This window comes from Xenorhabdus beddingii, assembly GCF_002127545.1.
Classification (GTDB): domain Bacteria; phylum Pseudomonadota; class Gammaproteobacteria; order Enterobacterales; family Enterobacteriaceae; genus Xenorhabdus; species Xenorhabdus beddingii.
On sequence record NZ_MUBK01000022.1, the window covers coordinates 1 to 17,545 of the forward strand.

9 protein-coding genes are annotated in these 17,545 nt (G+C 61.0%); all 9 read right to left on the reverse strand.

The genetic code is table 11. From position 1 onward, the window contains the following. Positions 1-4,104 (reverse strand): PAAR domain-containing protein (locus tag Xbed_RS13080; RefSeq protein WP_086113358.1); only part of this gene is annotated, 4,104 nt, incomplete at its 3' end. A 13-nt stretch (positions 4,105-4,117) separates the two neighbouring features. Continuing rightward, on the reverse strand, positions 4,118-4,537 hold the full coding sequence (locus tag Xbed_RS13085; protein ID WP_086113359.1) for a DUF1795 domain-containing protein: 420 nt from the start codon (positions 4,535-4,537) through the stop codon (positions 4,118-4,120). A gap of 133 nt (positions 4,538-4,670) precedes the next feature. Further along, positions 4,671-6,872, reverse strand: coding sequence for a type VI secretion system Vgr family protein (locus Xbed_RS13090; protein WP_086113360.1), 2,202 nt, complete (start codon positions 6,870-6,872; stop codon positions 4,671-4,673). A 15-nt stretch (positions 6,873-6,887) separates the two neighbouring features. After that, positions 6,888-8,297 carry a VasL domain-containing protein gene (locus tag Xbed_RS13095; protein ID WP_086113361.1) on the reverse strand — a complete coding sequence of 470 codons (1,410 nt, stop codon included), beginning with the start codon at positions 8,295-8,297 and terminating at the stop codon, positions 6,888-6,890. A 97-nt stretch (positions 8,298-8,394) separates the two neighbouring features. Then, the gene (gene tssM / locus Xbed_RS13100) at positions 8,395-12,000 is read right to left on the reverse strand and encodes a type VI secretion system membrane subunit TssM (RefSeq protein ID WP_086113362.1); all 3,606 of its coding nucleotides are present in this window, start codon (positions 11,998-12,000) and stop codon (positions 8,395-8,397) included. Continuing rightward, positions 11,997-13,436 (reverse strand): type VI secretion system protein TssA, encoded by a 1,440-nt coding sequence (gene tssA / locus Xbed_RS13105; protein ID WP_086113363.1) that lies wholly within the window; start codon positions 13,434-13,436, stop codon positions 11,997-11,999. The genes tssM and tssA overlap by 4 nt, the downstream gene beginning before the upstream one ends. 5 nt (positions 13,437-13,441) lie before the next feature. After that, on the reverse strand, positions 13,442-14,113 hold the full coding sequence (vasI, locus tag Xbed_RS13110) for a type VI secretion system-associated protein VasI (RefSeq protein ID WP_086113364.1): 672 nt from the start codon (positions 14,111-14,113) through the stop codon (positions 13,442-13,444). Then, on the reverse strand, positions 14,110-14,907 hold the full coding sequence (locus tag Xbed_RS13115) for a Fis family transcriptional regulator (protein ID WP_086113365.1): 798 nt from the start codon (positions 14,905-14,907) through the stop codon (positions 14,110-14,112). The genes vasI and Xbed_RS13115 overlap by 4 nt, the downstream gene beginning before the upstream one ends. Continuing rightward, positions 14,907-17,537 (reverse strand): type VI secretion system ATPase TssH, encoded by a 2,631-nt coding sequence (gene tssH, locus Xbed_RS13120; protein ID WP_086113366.1) that lies wholly within the window; start codon positions 17,535-17,537, stop codon positions 14,907-14,909. Before tssH ends, Xbed_RS13115 begins: the two co-directional genes overlap by 1 nt. Positions 17,538-17,545 lie beyond the last annotated feature (8 nt).

The following is a 17,545-nucleotide window of genomic DNA, read 5'->3' on the forward strand; positions in this document are numbered from 1 at the left end:
CAGGGGATCAGGCGTCAGATAGCAACTCGCCACCGGCGAATAATACCGGAACCGATTGTAGACCAGCCCGCTCTCTTCATCCAGCCACTGACCCGCGAATTGCATTCCCGGATCCAGTTCGGCATTTTCACCCGGAACCCCCAGACGCAGTCCGTACAGGCTATGCGGCGGCTGGCGCCAGACCCGGTGCCCGGCTTCATCAAACAGCGCCAGCGGCTCGCCGGTCGGGGCACACACCGCATACTGGGTCTGAATCTCCCCCGCGAGCAGTTCGCTGCGGTTTTCCGGGTTCGGGGTGAAAAACTGCACCTGCTGCGCCAGCAACTGCCAGCCGTCAAACACCAGATGGCGGATGCTGTACAGGCGGTTGTGCCGGTATTCGCGGATTTCGGCCGGCACATCGCCGTCCCACAGATAAGTGGTGCGGCTGCCCGCCTGTTCGCACACTTTTTCCGTGCGCCGCCCAAAGGCATCGTAGCGATACTCCCACCGCTGCCCGCCCGGCGTCAGCACCCCGGTAAGCTGGTTCTGGCTGTTCCAGCGCAACTTGGTCAGTTGCGGCCGGTGCCCTTCCTGCCACAGCTGCATCGCCGTCATGCGACCCGCATCATCATACTCAAACAGGTGCTGGCCGAGGCGTCTGAGCCGGTGGCCTTTCTGGTAAATCCGTTCCCCGTCAATCTCATTCAGGCCGTCGAAGCGACGCGACGGGTAGCCGGAACCGTCATACTGATAATGCTCGCGCAGGCGGTCACCGTCACTGACGGAGGTCACCTGCCCGTTGCCGTTGACCACATAACCCAGCCACTGCCGTTCGTCATTGGCCGCCACCAGATTGAGCGCCGCATCGTAGCGATATTCCCGATCCAGCCCGGCCAGCGTTGGCTGCGGGATGTCGGCCACTTCGTGCGCCGCAAAAAACTCCGTGTTGCGTCCGGCGCGCTGGGCGGTCAGTTGCCCCATCAGGGAATGGGCCTGCCGCAGGATAAAGCCTTTATCGGACTGGCGGTGCCACTCCTGCCCGTCTTCGTCCCGTTCAAGCCGGAGGGTATGCCCGCCGCTTATACTGAGCAGTCTGAGTTCCCCCACCTTGTTGGCCTGTGTCTTCGCCTGCCAGCACCGGCCATCCGGGGCGCGGAAGGTGCTTTCTGCCGTGGCACTGTCCGGATAATCACGGGTGATGTCCCCGTGGGGCTGCACTTCTTTGATCTGGCGATCCTGATCGTCATAGTCAAACGTCAGCGGGGCCCCGTCGGGTCCGGCCACTTCCCGCAAACGGCCGAGGATATCGTAACGGTAGGTGGTGGTGCCTTCCGGGGTGTGCATCGCGATCATCCGGCCCGCCGCATCGTATTCATAGCGGGTCACCTGATCCAGCGCATCGCGTTTTTCAATGCAATGGCCGTTGCCGTCATAGGCATAGTGCCACCGGGTGCCCGCATAGTCGGTTTCGGTCACGACCCGGCCGTCCGCATCCAGGGTATAGCGGTAGCTTTCCCCCTGCGGGTTAACCACTTCCAGCAGTTGCAGGCTGTTGAGGTCATAGCGGTACTGCCAGCGGTTCCCCTCACCATCCACGCGCGCAACCGGTAAGTCAAACGGCCCGTATTCGATATGCCAGTTCACGCCGCGCGCATCCGTCCATTCGGTCAGGTTGCCGTGGCGGTCATGGCCAAAACGTTCCAGACTGTTGTTGGGGCGATCGCTTAACGAGACGCGATGATGGCGATCGTATTCCCACAGCCACAGCGCGCCGCCACCCGAGGTGAACCGCTGCAACCGGTCATGGCTGTCGTAGCCCAGCCGCAGGCTGCGGTGCTCTTCATCAAACAATTTTGTCAGCCGCTGATGGCCGTCATACTCCCAGGTCCGTTTGCGCCCCTCATCATCTTCGGCGGCAATCACCAGCCCGAATTCATTGCGGGTCAGGGTCGTTTTGCTGCCATCCGGGGCAATAAAGCATTCCGCATTGCCCCGGTCGTCATAGTGCTGCTGCCAAACCCGGCCGAGCGGATCGGTCATGCTGATGAGACGGTCCGCCTCATCATACTGGTAACACCAGGTGGCCCCCGTCGCCTCCGTAAAGGCCGTCACCAGTCCGGTATCCGCCAGATAGTCCAGGGTCAGGATTTGCCCTTCCGGCAGGATTTTTCTGCGCAGGTTGCCCCAGTCATCGTACTCAAAGCGGGTCACATGACCGCACGGGGTTTCTTCCTGCGTCACCAGTTGCTGGTCATTATGGCGCCACGTGGTGATATGCCCGTCGGGGTTAATCACCCGGGTCAGACCCGGTTCGTATTCCAATACCCCCGGATAATAGCCCCCGCTGCCCACGGTATAAATACAGCGCCCCTGCGCATCATAGCGGTAATCCACCGCCGTCTGGTCACCGTCATGCCAGCGGCTAATCAGCCCCTGGGCGTTATAGTCATAGAACAGGTGAAAGTGCTGAGTACTGTCTGCGTCGGCCAGCCAGCCATTTTCGTGATAACCATAACGCGCCATCACGGCATTCAGGCCGTTGTCGGTACGGCGAATTTCTGCCAGCAATCCGTCGTTCCGGTACAGCAATACCAGCGCCGGGCCGTCACTGTGCGTCACCTTAACCAGCTGATGCTGTTCACTGTAATGAAACGCTATCGTATTACCGAAAGGGTCAGACAAGGCTCCCAATTGCCATTGCGGGCTGTCCTCATCGGCCGGCACCCGCACGCTGAAATGCTGGCTGACCGGATTATTGCGCTCATGCAGCACATACCCGCTGTCTGCACGGCACAGGGTAAACTGCGGGTGCTCCGGGTTCATGCTGCTGCGGTCGGCCGGCGTCAGGATAAAGTAAAGCGACGCCCCTTCGGTAGTCTGGATTTCCACCCGGTCCCCGATCACCACCGCCCTGCCGGAGAAACTGTCAGCCCAGTTTTCCCCCAATAAGCCCCGCGCGCCCGGCACCCAACTGCGCAGAAAAGTCAGGGGAAGGGTCTGTCCCAATGCAAGATCAATACGTTGATCAAACAACGCGCCCGTCGCGACATCGATCGGATCTTTCGTAAAGAAACGCTTACCCGCTTCCCAGTAACGCTTGGCCCCTTTCGTCTCACGAAAGGCCTGTTTGGCGCACTCAACCCGTTGGTTATAGTCTCTTTTGATCTTACTCCCCGCCTTGGATGCACCGGTTTTGGCCCCTTTCAGCGCTTTATGGGTGCCCGCCTTAACATTGCCGGCGGCTTTTTTCGCCCCGTTTTTGGCCCCGCTCAGCGCTTTCCCGGCCGCCGCTTTGGGGTTTTTCATCACGCTTTTCGCCCACTGTTTGGCACTTTTGGCCCCCAGCTTCGCCCCCGCCACCACGGTTTTGGCCTCCCGGGCCAGGGCCCGGGCGTCTTTCAGGGCCGCGCGGGTCAGCACTTGCCGGCCTTTCTGGCTGAACAGTTTACCGGCCGCTTTCAATCCGCCCCGGGTCGGCGGCACCAGATATTCCACCGCCACCAACAGCGCCCGCTCCAGCAGTGAAAACTCTTCCTCCACCTTAAGGTAAGAGCCCTGGCCGGAGCCGATAAACACCGTGCTGGCCCCGCCCTTAATCACGGCACCGCACACCAGTTTGTCGTCCACCCGGGCGGCCGGCTGGCCGTTGATAAACACGGTTTCACTGCCCTGCGCGATCAACGGCGGGGTCGGATGTTTACTGCATTTTGCCACGTCCACCGTGGCCCGGGCCGCCGGTTTGCCCTCAATCTTCACATTGGATGAACCACTGTCCAACAGGCCATCCGGGGAACAGAAGCTGTTCACCATGTTGGTCACCGCCGAGCTGGCCTTACCGATCATCTCCCCCAGCGCAAAGGTGCCTGCGGTCCCGACCGCCGCCACCAATAAGGTCGCCCCCAGTCCCCCGGTGCCCGCGACGAACAGTGCCGCCGCCCCAAAAATCGCCGCCGATATCAGCGCCCCGGTGACCGCCCCCGCCAGCGCCGCCAAAAAACTGCTGTGCTGGATCGGATCGTCTTTACGCGCTGCGGCGGGGCCTTTCGGCCCCGGCATACGCTTGCTCGCGTGGGTCGCGCCCACCCGCGCCGTGCGCGTAATAATGTCATCCATTAATCCCATCACGGATCTCCTGTCAGGCAGCCTGGAAACTGGTCACCACCGCCAGCAAGGCGTCGCGTTGCCCCGCATTAAACGGCTGCGGGGACGTCAGGTTAAAAGCCAGCAACTGGCTGCCCCGGATCTGCAGGACCACACTCTGGTGCATTTCCCCTTCCGGGCTCAGCCACTGGTAATCCAGCCGCCAGGCGGGTTCACCACTGAGTTCAATCTGCAGCCGCTGGTGCTCCTGATACCCCGGCAGGTGGGTCGCAAATTGGGTCAGCGTCCGTTCATAGTAGGCTGCGGGATCGGTACCCATCGGAACCGGGGTGCGGTTAATCACCAGATTGACCCCGCTGTCATCCGGCAGCACAAAGACCTGCATCGATTCATCACGCCAGTTGGCCGGAATGGTCAGGGTGCCTTCGTTCATCTGGTAAGGGTGTGCGCTCATGTGCTTTCCTTTTTCATGCGTCAAAATGTTCACTGGATTAGTCTGTTCAGCCCGCGCTCACGGGCGGTTACCGGGCTGAGGCTTTCGGTTACCGGCATTGTTGCCCTCACCGGCTGTTTTTTTGGGCTTTGATTTAGTTCAGCGTGATCTGGCCGCCGTTCACAAAGACCCCGCTGCCATTCAGCAGGATGCTGGCGTCACCAAAGGCGATCAAAATCCCCGTCTTCGTCATCTGGATGGTGCCGTTGCCCACGGTCAGGGTGAGTTCATCCTCCGCCTGATACAGCTGCGTGCCCGGCCCCGCGTCACTGGCCGTGGTCGTCACCTGGACGGCATTGGCCGACGTGCTGCGGGCCTGACAGATGTTTTCCGTCAGACTGCCCGTTTCGAGGGTTTTGATTTCATCCCCTTTCTGCAGGGTCAATGTCCGGTTGCCGGCCTCCACCACCAGACTCTGGTCGTTTTTCACCGTGGTCTGCATGTCCTTCTGCGCATGCAGCGCCAGCCGTTCACTGCCCTTTGCATCCTCAAACAGCAGCTCGTTGTACCCCTCCCCCTTGTGGGTTTTGGAGCGGAACGCCATCTGGGTCTTGCTGCCCGGCAGGCTGCCCGGCGGGATGTTGCTGGCGTGGTACGTCCGCCCGGTCACAATCGGCTGGTCCGGGTCACCGTGCAGGAAGTCCACCACCACTTCCTGGCCGACGCGCGGGATGGCGAGCATGCCCCAGCCCTGACCCGCCCACGGCTGGCTGACCCGTATCCAGCAGGAGCTGTGGTCGTCGCTGTTGCCGTAGCGGTCCCACGGGAACTGCAGACGCACGCGCCCGTATTGGTCACAGAAGATTTCTTCGCCGGCCGGGCCGACCACTTTGGCAATCTGCGGGCCGTCCACCACCGGTTTGGCCACCGGTGCCGGGCGCCAGTTCTGGGTGTGGCGGATGAAGCTGAAGTCGCTGTGCAGCGTGGTGCCGGCGCCGGCGGTGGCGGTTTCCAGCGCCTGCGGCTGGCTGCCGCTGTGGCTGGCGCTCACCACCTGCCACGGCTGGTTCAGGTCCGGGCGCGGGTGGTTCGTCAGGGTGAACAGTTTGCCCGGCTGAACCGCAATGGCGTGCCCGCTGCCCTGCCCGGTCACCGCGTCGCTGCGCAGCGCCTCCAGCCGGTAGCGGGTGAATGCCTTGCCGTGGGCCTCGTCCTTGAAGCGCCCCGGGTAGTCGTAGTGCTCGTAGTAGCGCTCCTGCAGGGTGTCCTCCTTCATCTGCGCCCGGAACTCCGCGGCCCAGGCCGGGTTCTTGAAGGTGTAATCCTTCAGCGCCACCTGCGCCGGGCGCACCTGCGCGCTGCACGTCAGGCTGCCCACTGACGGTTCCCCCAGCGTGCTGCCCTCCCCCGGCTGATACGGCAGGACGGGCCCCGGCGGCACGGAGCCGCAGTCATCGGCAAACACCAGCGTGTTGCGCCCGCTGCCGCATTCGAAGAAGTAGAAGATGCCCTCTTCCGCCGTCAGCCGTTGCAGGAAATTGAAGTCACTCTCCTGATACTGCACGCAGAATTCCCGCTCCGGGTGCGGATGGCGCAGGCTGAACACCACGTCGCGGATACCGTGCTCTTTTAAAATCGTGGTGACGATGGTGGCAATGTCCTGCTGCTGGAAGATGCGCGAGTTCCGGCGCAGCGTGGTGCGCCACAGGTCCGGCCGGATGGTCATCCGGTAGGTGGTCTGGTGCAGCCCGGTGTTGCCCTGCCCGAAGTGCGCCACCAGACCGGTGAGGCTGCGCTGCTCCACCCCGTCCTGCAGAATGGTCAGGGTGGCGCTGCGGTCCAGCACCGCCGGAAAGTCAATCGCCGGGTCGGCACTCGCCAGCCCCACGGTCAGGGTGAAGGGTTGGGAGAAGCCTTCCGTCAGTTCGAAATCAGTGACGACAAAGGTTTGTGGTGGCAGTCTGCCCGCCGTCAGGGTAAAGAGCAGACCGCTGGGGTCGCTGCCGCCCGGCAGCGACTGGCCGGTTTTTTGCAGCGCCTTTGCCGCCACCGACTCGCCGCCGGCCGCCCGGGCAGCCAGTCCTGCCCCGCCACCGCCTGACGGACCCATGATATTTTTCGCCAGTCCCGCCCCGGCACCGCCTGACGGACCCATGATATTTTTCGCCAGTCCCGCCCCGGCGCTGCCCGACGGACTCACGATATTCTTGACCAGTCCCGCCCCGGCACCGCCCGACGGACCCATGATATTTTTAGCCAGCCCTGCGGCCTGCCGGCCCTGCTGCACCAGCGACTGCCCTTTCTGCGCCAGTGCCCGGCCTTTCTTCAGTTTTGTAACCTGCTTTTTCAATGACATAAACTCTCTCCCTGCTTAATGTCCGCTGTCCGTAGGGACAGTCGGGGGATGGTGTGGGGCCGGGTGGCCGGCCGGTTCGGATGATCCGGGCTGTTCCGTCGCCTGCCGCAGCCGGTCATAGCGCCCGAGCAGCGCGGTGAACCGCTCATCCAGGCGTTTCAGCAACACCGGTGACGCCGGCCCGCCGTTCGCCGCCTGCACGCTCAACTGGCGCAGCAGCTCTTCCAGCGGCTCTTCACGGCCGTGGCTGCGCTGGATGTCATACAGCGCGGTTTTCAGGTAGGACAGCGTGAAGCTGCCCCGCGTCCGCTCCTGTAACAGGATTTTGTCCGCCAGCTGCTGGATCTGGTCGCGGGTGGTGTGCCAACTGCCGCTCAGCGGCACGCTGTCAATCCGCGCCGCCATCGCCTGTTGCCACTGGCGGGTGATGAGCCGCTGCGCCGGCGACCCCGGCCAGTGCTGCTCGGCCGCGTCCGTCATCCGGCGGGCGGTCTCCCAGGTCACCCGCGGCGAGGTGTCGGCCAGCCGGTCCAGTTGCTGCTGGTAGCGGCCGATGTCCGGCTGGTGCAGCCACGCCAGCCGATCCCCGGCGGGGTCAGCGGTCATGGCGGTGAGCTGCTGCTGCAACGGCTTGTAGGCCAGCCCCCAGCCCCCGACCAGCACCAGTCCCCCCAGCAAGGCCCCGAGGCCGAATCCCTGCCACGCCGTTAAGCCCGGCGGCGGGGGCGGTGCCGGGGGAAACTGCACCCGGACACGCGGCGCATCCCCGGCCGCCGGCGCGGGGTCATGACGCGGGGCGGATGCTGAAGGGGGAGCCGTTTCCGCTTCGGCGTCTGACGCGGAGAGGTAGACCAGCGGCGGCATCTGCACCGGCACCGACACCGGTTTCGCCGCCGGACGCGGTTTCTCCAGCTTTTTCGCCGCGTTCTGGAAGAACCACAGCAGGTTCTCAATCCGCGGCAGCCGTTTCAGGTCGGACTGCTGCAACTTATCGATCATCAGCTGGAGCGCCCGCTCCGCCCGGTAAATCAGCCGCAGGTCACCGGCGGTAAACTCCAGCTGGCGCAACACGCTGCCGGTGCGGGTGTGAAACCACTCCAGCAGGTCGGTGCGCACCTGCGGCTGGGGTGGCCACAGCCGGTCCCAGTCGCTGACCATCAGCCCGGCCAGCAGTTCACCCCCCTCGGTGAACCCCGCCAGCCCGTTCAGCTGCATCCGCGCCAGCGTGTAGTAAATGGCCGTCTGCAAATCGACGCCGTTCGTTCTGAACACCGTCAGCGACAGCGATTCCACCAGCAGCCAGTTCACTTCCGGCTGCGCCGGGTGGCTGGTTTTGTTGATTTCATCGCGGATAACCGCGAATTCCGGCAGGTTCAGCGGACTGCCGCCCGCCCGGATGATGAGATTTTCAGGGTGCCCGCTCATAGGCTGACTGTGCTCCTTAAAGAACCCCCCGCCCACAGGCGGGAGGGTGTGTTTTCAAGACGGGGCCGGTTTTTGACTTCAATCGGGGAACGTGTCCTCAATACAGGGTGTCCGGCAGGGTGAACTGGCTGAACAGCCCGCCGGCAAACGGGTTGTCGGATTCATCCACGTAGATGCGGTAGGTCATCTCGCCGCCATCCACCCCAAAGCGCACATCAAAGAAGCCCGGCTGGACATTGGTCAGCTGGCCGCTGTTAATCAGCCGCAACTGGGCCCACGGCCCGGTGAATTTGATGGCGCGCGGGGCCTGGTTGCTGCGATCCGGCATCAGGGTCAACTGGCTTTCGGTGCCCGCCCGCATCGAGTTCGGCCAGATCAGCCGCGCCACCGGGCTGCGCCCGTGCGAGTAATCCACCAACTGGCCGTCGAGGTTCAGCAGCGCCCGGCGCTTGTTGCCGGTCAGGCTCAGCGGCTCAATGGCAAACTGGGCCCCGAGGCCGTTCTGCGGGGTAAAGAAGGTGGTGCGGATGCGGTCCGCCACCGCCAGTTGCTTCATCACATCCGGGCGGATCAGCATCTTGCCGTCGGTGCCGGTGGTCAGGTTGTATTCCACAAACGGTTTCAGGCTCTGCTGGTAGAACGCATCCAGCGTCCCGCCCGGCCGGAAGAAGCGGTCAAACTCACTCAGCGGCACTTCTTCAGTGGCCCGCGGGTTGAACGGGTAACGGCCCGCCAGGTAGGTCCGGTACTGTTTGACCACCGTGTGGTTCCATTCCACTTCCAGCGACCGCACCGCCTCCATCATCACCACCCGCCACGCCTGCTCCGCCAGGTCACCGATCCAGCGGTTCAGCGGCTCCGGCAGGTTTTTCGCCATCTGCTGCACTTCAAAAATGGCGTCACTGTTGTTCTTGTCCAGCCGCATCTGCACCGCCTGCAGCGCCGCCTTGCCCGGCACCGGCGAGTTCTGGATCGCCAGCAGGTAACGGTGCAGCGCCATCAGTTTCTGGTAGACGCTTTGCAGCGTGCTGCCCTTGTCACCGTGCTCCGTCAGCACCCCGGTTTCGGCGGCAAAGCCGTGGCTGAGGGTGTTGAGCAATTTGTAGTCGTCGCGCGCCAGCAGGCCCGCTTTTTCCTTGTCGCCCAGCGTGCTGCTGATCACCGGCGGATGGGTGTTCTCGCTCAGGATTTGCAGCGCCCGCTTGACCGGCTGCTCCCCGCTGATCACCTGCTCGATGGCGCTGATGGCCTGCGGCAGGTCCTCAAAGTCACGCACTTCCAGGTTGTTCATCGCCGCCCGCCAGGTGGCGGTGTACTCGGAGACATACAGTTCGTCGATTTCACGCTGGATCTGCTTCTGGTCGGTGTCACTGTACTGGTCGTGGCCCGCCGGGGTGCCGGCCTCGGGCGCTTTCTCCTTGTGCTGCCCGATGTTCAGCACCCAACTGTCCATCGCGGTCAGCTCCGCCAGTTGCCCGCCCTGCTGGACGTAATAGTCCATCAGGCCGTGCCGGGTCAGGAACTGCGGGATCACCAGCCGTTTTTCGTTGCTGGCCACAAACACGCTGTCAAAGCTCGGGCCAATCTGGTCACGCAGGTTGACCGGCGCGGCCAGCGCATCCTGCGCCTTGATGCGCAGGTTCTGGTACACCCGCTGCTTGACGGACAGGGCCTTCAGCTCCTGCTGGGCCTGGCGGATCGGCTGCACAAACGGCGCGAAGCGATCAATCGCCCCCTGTTCCCCCTGATCCCGTTTGGCTTTCCAGTCGGTGCGATCCAGCGCGTAATCCAGGTGGGTCAGCAGCGCTTCCTGCACGTCACGCTGGCCGTGGAAGACCCGGCTCCAGCGTTCACGCAGCGACTGGGCCACCAGGGCGTTGTTACGCTTGCCGGCATCTTCCAGCATGCGCATCACCCGCAGGATCTCCAGTTTTTCCTCACTGCCGGCCGGGGCCCGGTTCAGGTCATCCAGCAGCCCCGCCATCAGGGCCGGCAGGAAACGCTGCTCCAGCAGTTTCAGGTAGGTGTTTTCCACATACGGCCCGACGCTGCCGCCCTGATACAGCGCCATGTCGGTCAGGAATGAGGTGTTCTGGTGATAGTTGCCGTACGCCAGGGTGGCGTCCCGGATCGGGTTCATCAACGGCAGCTGGAGATGGCCGTCGTGGTCCTCCCCTTTCGGCGGCGGCACGGACAGGAAGTTTTTCGCCTGCGCCAGCACCTCTTCCCCGGCCCGGTAGTTTTTCTGGTAGAAGTAATGCCAGCCGCCCCACAGCGCGGCAATCGCCAGCGCACTGACCGTGGAGAAGGTGTAGAGCTGGCGGCGGTTGCGGCTCAGCCAGATGCGGTTTTCCGCCGCCAGGTTCGGCTCGGCCAGCAGGACCGATTCAAACAGTGAATGGGTAAAGTACGGCAGCGTGTCGCCCGCCGGCCAGGTGGGGAACGCCTGGGTACCCAGATGGTACTGGGCCGAGGCCGACTGGGTGAACAGGTCGTCCATCTGCCCCACCTGATGCGCCGATGTCAGGTACACCCCGCGCAGGGTCGGGCGGTGGTGCTCGTCGTTATACAGGATATCCTCCAGCATCTGGACGATGTAGCTGTACAGGCCCTGGATCTGGCGGGTGAAACTGAACAGGGCGCTGCGTTGGTTGGCGTCCACATTGTTCAGCATCATGTCCGGCATCGCCCCGTTCAGGTTGGCCATCCACTGCTGCCAGAACTGTTCCAGCTCACTGCGCCACGCCTTTTCATCGCGGTTGTTGAGGCTGAACGTCACCCCGAGGATTTGGTCGCGCAGTTGGCGATCCAGCGACTGGTACATCGCCTCAAAGCCGTGCAGCAGGTCGATTTTGGTCATCACCAGATAGAGCGGCAACTGGCTGTGGAAGGTCAGGCGGATGTCCTGCAAACGCTGGTGAATTTCCCGCACATAGCGTTCGCGCTGTTCGCGGCTGTCGGTCATCAGGCGCAGGGTATCCACGGTCAGGATAATCCCGTTCAGCGGCTGGCGCTGGCGGTTTTCAGTCAGCCAGTTCAGCAGCGCTTCCCACAGGCGCGGGTGGATTTGCGGCTTGTCGCTGTTGAGCGGGACGGGCTGGTCAATCAACTGTCCCTTCGGATCAAGGATGACCGCTTTTTCCCCCAGCCAGCAGCGCAGCAGCAGGGGCACGTCGCCATCCTGCCGCAGATATTCCGGGGCCGCGATTTCGGACAGCTTATAGCCCTCCTTAATCAGGGCGGTTTTACCGCTCTTCTGGCTACCCATCACCATGTACCACGGCCGTTCGTACAGGTAATTGTGCGAATCCAGATGGCGTTGCAACTGGGATTTCCAGTGGTCGAGGTAGCGATCCTGATGTTCGATATCCTCCCGCACCGGATCCACCCCTTTCAGTTCCACGTCCAGATTCAGTTTTTCCAGCGTCCGCAGGCGGCGCCACGCTTTCATGCCGATCCAGCACAGCACCAGCATGATGATGAGGGCGGTAGCCAGCCAGCGGGCCGCCAGACTGTCCAGCGGATAGTCGTTGCGGATTTTCCATTCCGGCCCCCACCACCAGACCGCGATCAGCAGCAGGCAGGGGATCAGGGCCAGCATCAGGGCCATCGCGGCCTTAAGACGGGGCAGGGATTTCACCTTCCCCAGTGCCGGCAAGGCCGATTTCAGGGGTGCCAGCGCGGACAAAGAGGGCCATTTCATGGGTTAACGCTCCTGTTTGAAGCCGTTTCCTTGAGAGGAGCCGGCAGTTTTTCAGCCACTTTTTCGGCCAGTAAAGCCAGCAGGCTGGGTTCCCATTGAGTCAGTTGCATATGTTGTCCCGTGTGTAACAAGTTCCGGTAGTGCTGCTGGGCCAGCGCGGTCATGCCGGCGGCGTCCAGCAATTGGGCATTGAGCCATTGGCCGTAGAATTGATCCCGTGGCTCGGTCAGCGCTTGCTGGTGGATTTCCAGCATGTTCAGGGCCGCTTCCAGTCCCTGTTGCTGGAAACACTGCCAGATGGCGTCCTGATCGGCGGAAACGGTCCCGTGCCCTGTGGCCGCCGGTGCCGGAGCCAGCCAATCGAGGCTGTCGGGCGAGATAAACGGGCTCATGTCGGCAAAACTTAAGGTTTTCAGCGCCGGTAACCGCGCCAGAAACGCATTCAGTGCGTCACGGATGGCGGCTGCCACGTCCGCATAGCCCAGTTGTACGGCGGCCTGCGCCGCAATGACATGCCCGTCCAGCCAGTAAGGGGCCAGGGTCAGGCTCTGTTCAATTTGTTGCAGCAGTTGATGATCCGCCATCGGCAAGCGCGCCAGATAATCGGCGGTGCGATCGGCGGAAGCCGGAGCCAGCGGGGTTTTGCCGTCGGCATTCGCCATCGGGGCGGTGGTGAGGGTGTACCAGACCGCGTGACGGCGCAGGGCATAGCCAATCGGCGATCCCGGATGCCGTTCACACAGCAGGTCGGCGACGGTCATCAGGGTCTGCTTCCACGCTTTGTCGCTGGAACTGTTGACTTCCACGTCGGGCATCGGTGCCGCTTCAACGGATCGGGACAGGGCCTCCGGCGATCCCGCCGGCGCGACAGGTGCCGGGGTGGGTGCCGCCGGAACCTCGGGCTGACGGTTGTAACGCACACGCAGTTGATCAACGTCTTTAGCAAGATCCGGTTCACTGGCATGCCAGCACTGGGCAAGGTGGGCCAACGCGCCTTGTGCCTCATCCCGTTCGCCCTGACTCGCCTTTTCCGTGAAACTGCCCTGCGCGGCATCAAAACGCTTAAGCACCTGCTGGGCCAGCCGGCGTTTTACCAGAGGCTTGGTCGGCCAGGCTTTTTCCCAGTAATGTTTGACATACTCGGCCAGCAGTTCCATGGCGAGGATCAATTCAGCCGCGTTGCCGGCATGTTGCAACGTGCGCAACAGGTGCCCCATCAACCGGAAATCTTTGCTCTTTTCGCCCAGCAGCCGCAAGGCTTGACGCTGGATCTCTTCAACGTCCAGCGCGCCATGTGACAGCGAGCCGAATTTGATCATCTCGCCGTCGATATAGTCCCATTCGGGTTCACCGTCGCCCAGCGCCCGGCCAATCTGTTCGTCGGACAGGGGGGCCAGCAAGGCGCCGAACCAGTCAAATTGTGTTCTGATGTCCATGTCGATTACCAACGGCAGGCCGCGCGCAACGGCTTCGCGGCCTGCTCCAACTGAGAAATGTTAAAGGTGACCGGGCGGCCATGGCTGCCGGTAATGGTCACCCGCTCGCTGTCCATCAGGCGCTTGATTTCCTCAATGCCCGGTAAGCCCCGGCTGGATTCCCATAAGTACCCTTGTTCCCGAACAAACCATTCGGTGCGGTATTGGGTCCGGTCGGTGGACACCGTGACGGCGCCTGAGTCCACCGCCTTGGGCAAGGCCACCTGCAAACGGGTGATGCTGTCAATGCAACTCAGCATCAGGACCGGACGGGGGGGCGGCACCCCAACCGCCGGGGTGGTCAGGATAACCGGGCCGGCGCCTTTCTCGCCCTGCGTCACCATGAAGCCGGTCGAGTAATCAGTGCGTTTCATCTCCTGCTCCATCGCCTGCCGCCATAACGGCCCCATGTTCTCGATCGGGATGTGGACGTTTTTGAACCGGAGGTGATTCAATGCGCGGTCATAGCACGCCAGCCGGATCAACGGAGACGGCTCAAAGCGGCAGGCGTGCAGTTCATCTAAATTTTGCGCTTCCTTGACCTCCGCGACAGCTTCCCGGGGTTCCATCCTCTCCGCAAGTCGGGGGTCTCCGGCCAATGACGCGAGCAATGAACTGATAATTAAAACAATATTCATAATCTACACCCGTATTTAGCCAGTTTGTAAACCAACGTCCGCTGGGGGATCCCCAGGCTTTGGGCAATCAATCGGGTGTCGTTTCCCAACTGACGCTGACGTTGCACCAACACGGCGCTTTCAAATTCTTCTATGGCCTTTGGCAGATTATCGATGTGACTGTAATCCACGGAGATACTGCTGACGGCCGCCGGGTTTTTCGCTTCACTCAGGGTAGCCAGCAACTCATCCAGTTGTTTTTCTTTCTGGCGTTGCACCTGAAATAACTGACGGATTTGCCGTAACTGTCCGCGCAGTTGATCAAGTTCCTGCAATTTTTTCAGGCGGTGCTGCATGACATGGCAATAGATGCCGAACATGTTGTCACTGTGGGTAAACGGGGTGACTTGGTCGGCAAAGACAGCGATCACGCCGCACGCCTGCCCGTTGCAGTCAAACAGGGGAATGCCGTACAACCCGCAGTTATGCGGCAGCTCGGCAATAAACGTGCGGAAGTAGGGATCATCAATGCGCGCCCCGTGATTGAGGGAATCCCAGACGATCGGGGTTCCCTTGCGCAAGACCTGTATCAAGGGGTTATTGACGTCACCGATGTCCACATGCAACCGACGTGTATTGGTTTGCTGAGGTGCCGGCAGGTTGTAGCTTTCCAGCCGGTTCTCCGTGATGTTGAGCAGGAAAACCAACAGGGCATCAAAACGCGCGCTCTGGCTGACCTGCAAAAAATGGTCAACCAGTTGTTCTATCGTGTCATCGTCCAATAACGCTAACGCGCTTTTCAGCCGCTGTTTCATTATTCTGCCTCCTCAACCTCTGCCTGAAACGCATGTTCTGCGACGGTTAAACGGATCGCGCTAATCGGCTTACCCGCCGCCATTTTCTGCAACAACAGTAATGAAACGGGGGGTAACAGGGCGCCATCAATGATGGACTCCAGCATACGGGCGCCATTTTCCGCCCGGGTGGCTCGCTGTAAGATCTCGTCGGATACCGCCTCACTGATGGAGACTTCGGCGTTGAAACGTTGAGTCAACAGTGTATCCAGTCGGGCCAGCTTGCCCTGAATAATGGTTTTCAGGGTGTCATAACCCAGCGGCAGATAAGGGATCACTTCCATCCGCGCCAACAGGGCCGGTTTGAAGAAGGCCGCCAGTTCCGGGTACAGCAGGTCGTTGATCTGATCAGGCTGTTCGGCGTTGTCTACGATGGTTTGATAACCCAGGTTAGAGGTCAGGAAGAACACCACGTTTTTACAGTCGATGATGCGCCCTTCCCCATCGGCCAGCTCACCTTTGTCAAACGCCTGATAGAACAGGTTCAGGACATCCGGATGCGCTTTTTCCACTTCATCCAGCAAGACAACCGAGTACGGTTTTTGACGGATGGCTTCGGTCAGCACACCGCCTTCCCCGTAACCGACGTAGCCCGGCGGGGAACCAATCAGGCGGGAAACCGTGTGTTTTTCCTGAAACTCAGACATGTTGATGGTGGTGAGGTATTGGCGACCCCCAAACATCAGCTCCGCAATTTGCAGGACGGTTTCGGTTTTACCGACACCACTGGATCCCACCAGCAGGAATGCGCCCAGAGGACGACCGGGACGGCGCAGGTCTGCGCGGGCCGTCAGCAAGTGTTTATGCAGGCATTGGATGGCCGTTTCCTGCCCTTTGATGCTTTGTCCCAAATGAACAGGCAGTTCGGTGACGATGGACAGCTCGCTCTGTGACAGGCGGTTCAATGGCACCCCCGTCCACTCTGCGATCACCGCCGCGATCTGGGTTTTGTCCACATGGGGAGACACCAGCGTTTGTTTCTGCTGTAACCCGGCCAGTTGGGCATTCAGCCCCGCCAGTCTTTCGATCAGGGATGGCTCGTCGGCGGTTTCTTCCGTCTTTTCTGCTTCAACCGCATCATCAGCCAGCAATTGGCTACGCAGTTCGATGATCTGTTTCACCAATTCCTGCTGCTGTTGCCAGCTCATTTCCAGCCCGACGAGTTGCTCCTGAATCTCTTTTTGCTGGTTTTGCAGCTCTTCCAACCGTTCAACGTGGAGGTTCAGCCCCATACGTTGCTCTCTTTCCAGCACGTCGATTTCCATTTGCATCTGGTGCAGTCCGGTCGTCAGCGAGGAGATCTGACGCGGCGGTGAAGTCAGGTTGATGGCAACACGGGCGCAGGCGGTATCCAGTACGTCAATCGCTTTGTCCGGCAGTTGGCGGCCAGAAAGATAACGGTCACTCAATACCGCAGAGGCTTTCAGCGCTTCATCATCGATCAGGACGCCATGCGCCTGCTCATAAATGGCACGCAGGCCGCGCATGATGATGGTGGCTTCCTCCGCCGTGGGTTCAGCCACTTTCACCAGTTGGAAACGACGGGACAGTGCGGCGTCTTTTTCGAAATACTTTTTGTATTCGCTCCAGGTCGTCGCCGCGATGGTTTTCAGCTCGCCGCGCGCCAGCGCAGGTTTCAGCAGGTTGGAAATATCCAGTCCCCCCGCTTGGTTGCCTGCACCAATCAACGTGTGGGCTTCATCGATAAACAGGATGATGGGTTTAGCCGACTGGCTAATTTCCGCCATGATCCCTTTGAAACGTTTTTCAAATTCACCTTTTACGGCGGCACCGGCCTGCAATGCTCCCAGATCCAGGGTCATCAATTCGCTGTTGCGCAGTTTATCCGGGACGCGATCATTCATGATGCGCAGTGCCAGACCTTCAATCAGGGCACTCTTGCCCACACCGGCTTCACCGACGACGATGGGGTTGTTTTTGCGACGACGGCAGAGAATGTCGATCATCAGATCGATTTCATTATCACGGCATAAAACCGGGTCCAGTTTGCCCTGACGCGCCTGCTCAGTCATGTTCTGGGTAAAGCGGGCCAGCAAGCTGTCGTTGTTTGCCGGATGTACGCCCTGCCCCTCGTTATCGCTGGCAGCAAAAGGCTGTTCGGCAGAGCCATTCGTCCATTGTGCAAAATCCTGGCGCAATAATTCGCGGTTGATACCGGCCAGCAAACGCGCCGTTTGTGGCGCCAGATAACGCAATGGGCTGAACAGCAACGCAATCAGCATAACGCCACTGCGCAGTTCGGCGTGCTGCATTTCGGTGGAAGCCAGTAACCAACTATCCTGCAACCATTCCACCAACATCGGGGAAAAATTGGGGTAAGACTGCACAATCGACTGATGATGGGTCATCACTTGATCGAGTTGTTCTTTCAACAGATCTTTATCAATATCGACTTTATTTAGGATCAGTCGCACGTCACTGAGCGGGGTATCAATCATTTGCAGCAGCAGTTGGGCAACCGTGATTTCAGGTTGCTGCTGGCTGACGCAAGAGGCCGCCGCCGCTTCCAGTGCATGGCGGACCATCGGGTTTAAACGATTTACAAGAGTGGGCAGATCAATCTGAATCATGGCGACTT

What these genes read in the sequence shown, in the direction of transcription:
- Xbed_RS13115 (WP_086113365.1), bottom strand. Translation starts at nt 14,907, where the DNA reads ATGAAACAGCGGCTGAAAAGCGCGTTAGCGTTATTGGACGATGACACG.
- tssM (WP_086113362.1), bottom strand. Translation starts at nt 12,000, where the DNA reads ATGAAATGGCCCTCTTTGTCCGCGCTGGCACCCCTGAAATCGGCCTTG.
- Xbed_RS13095 (WP_086113361.1), bottom strand. Translation starts at nt 8,297, where the DNA reads ATGAGCGGGCACCCTGAAAATCTCATCATCCGGGCGGGCGGCAGTCCG.
- Xbed_RS13090 (WP_086113360.1), bottom strand. Translation starts at nt 6,872, where the DNA reads ATGTCATTGAAAAAGCAGGTTACAAAACTGAAGAAAGGCCGGGCACTG.
- tssA (WP_086113363.1), bottom strand. Translation starts at nt 13,436, where the DNA reads ATGGACATCAGAACACAATTTGACTGGTTCGGCGCCTTGCTGGCCCCC.
- tssH (WP_086113366.1), bottom strand. Translation starts at nt 17,537, where the DNA reads ATGATTCAGATTGATCTGCCCACTCTTGTAAATCGTTTAAACCCGATG.
- Xbed_RS13085 (WP_086113359.1), bottom strand. Translation starts at nt 4,537, where the DNA reads ATGAGCGCACACCCTTACCAGATGAACGAAGGCACCCTGACCATTCCG.
- vasI (WP_086113364.1), bottom strand. Translation starts at nt 14,113, where the DNA reads ATGAATATTGTTTTAATTATCAGTTCATTGCTCGCGTCATTGGCCGGA.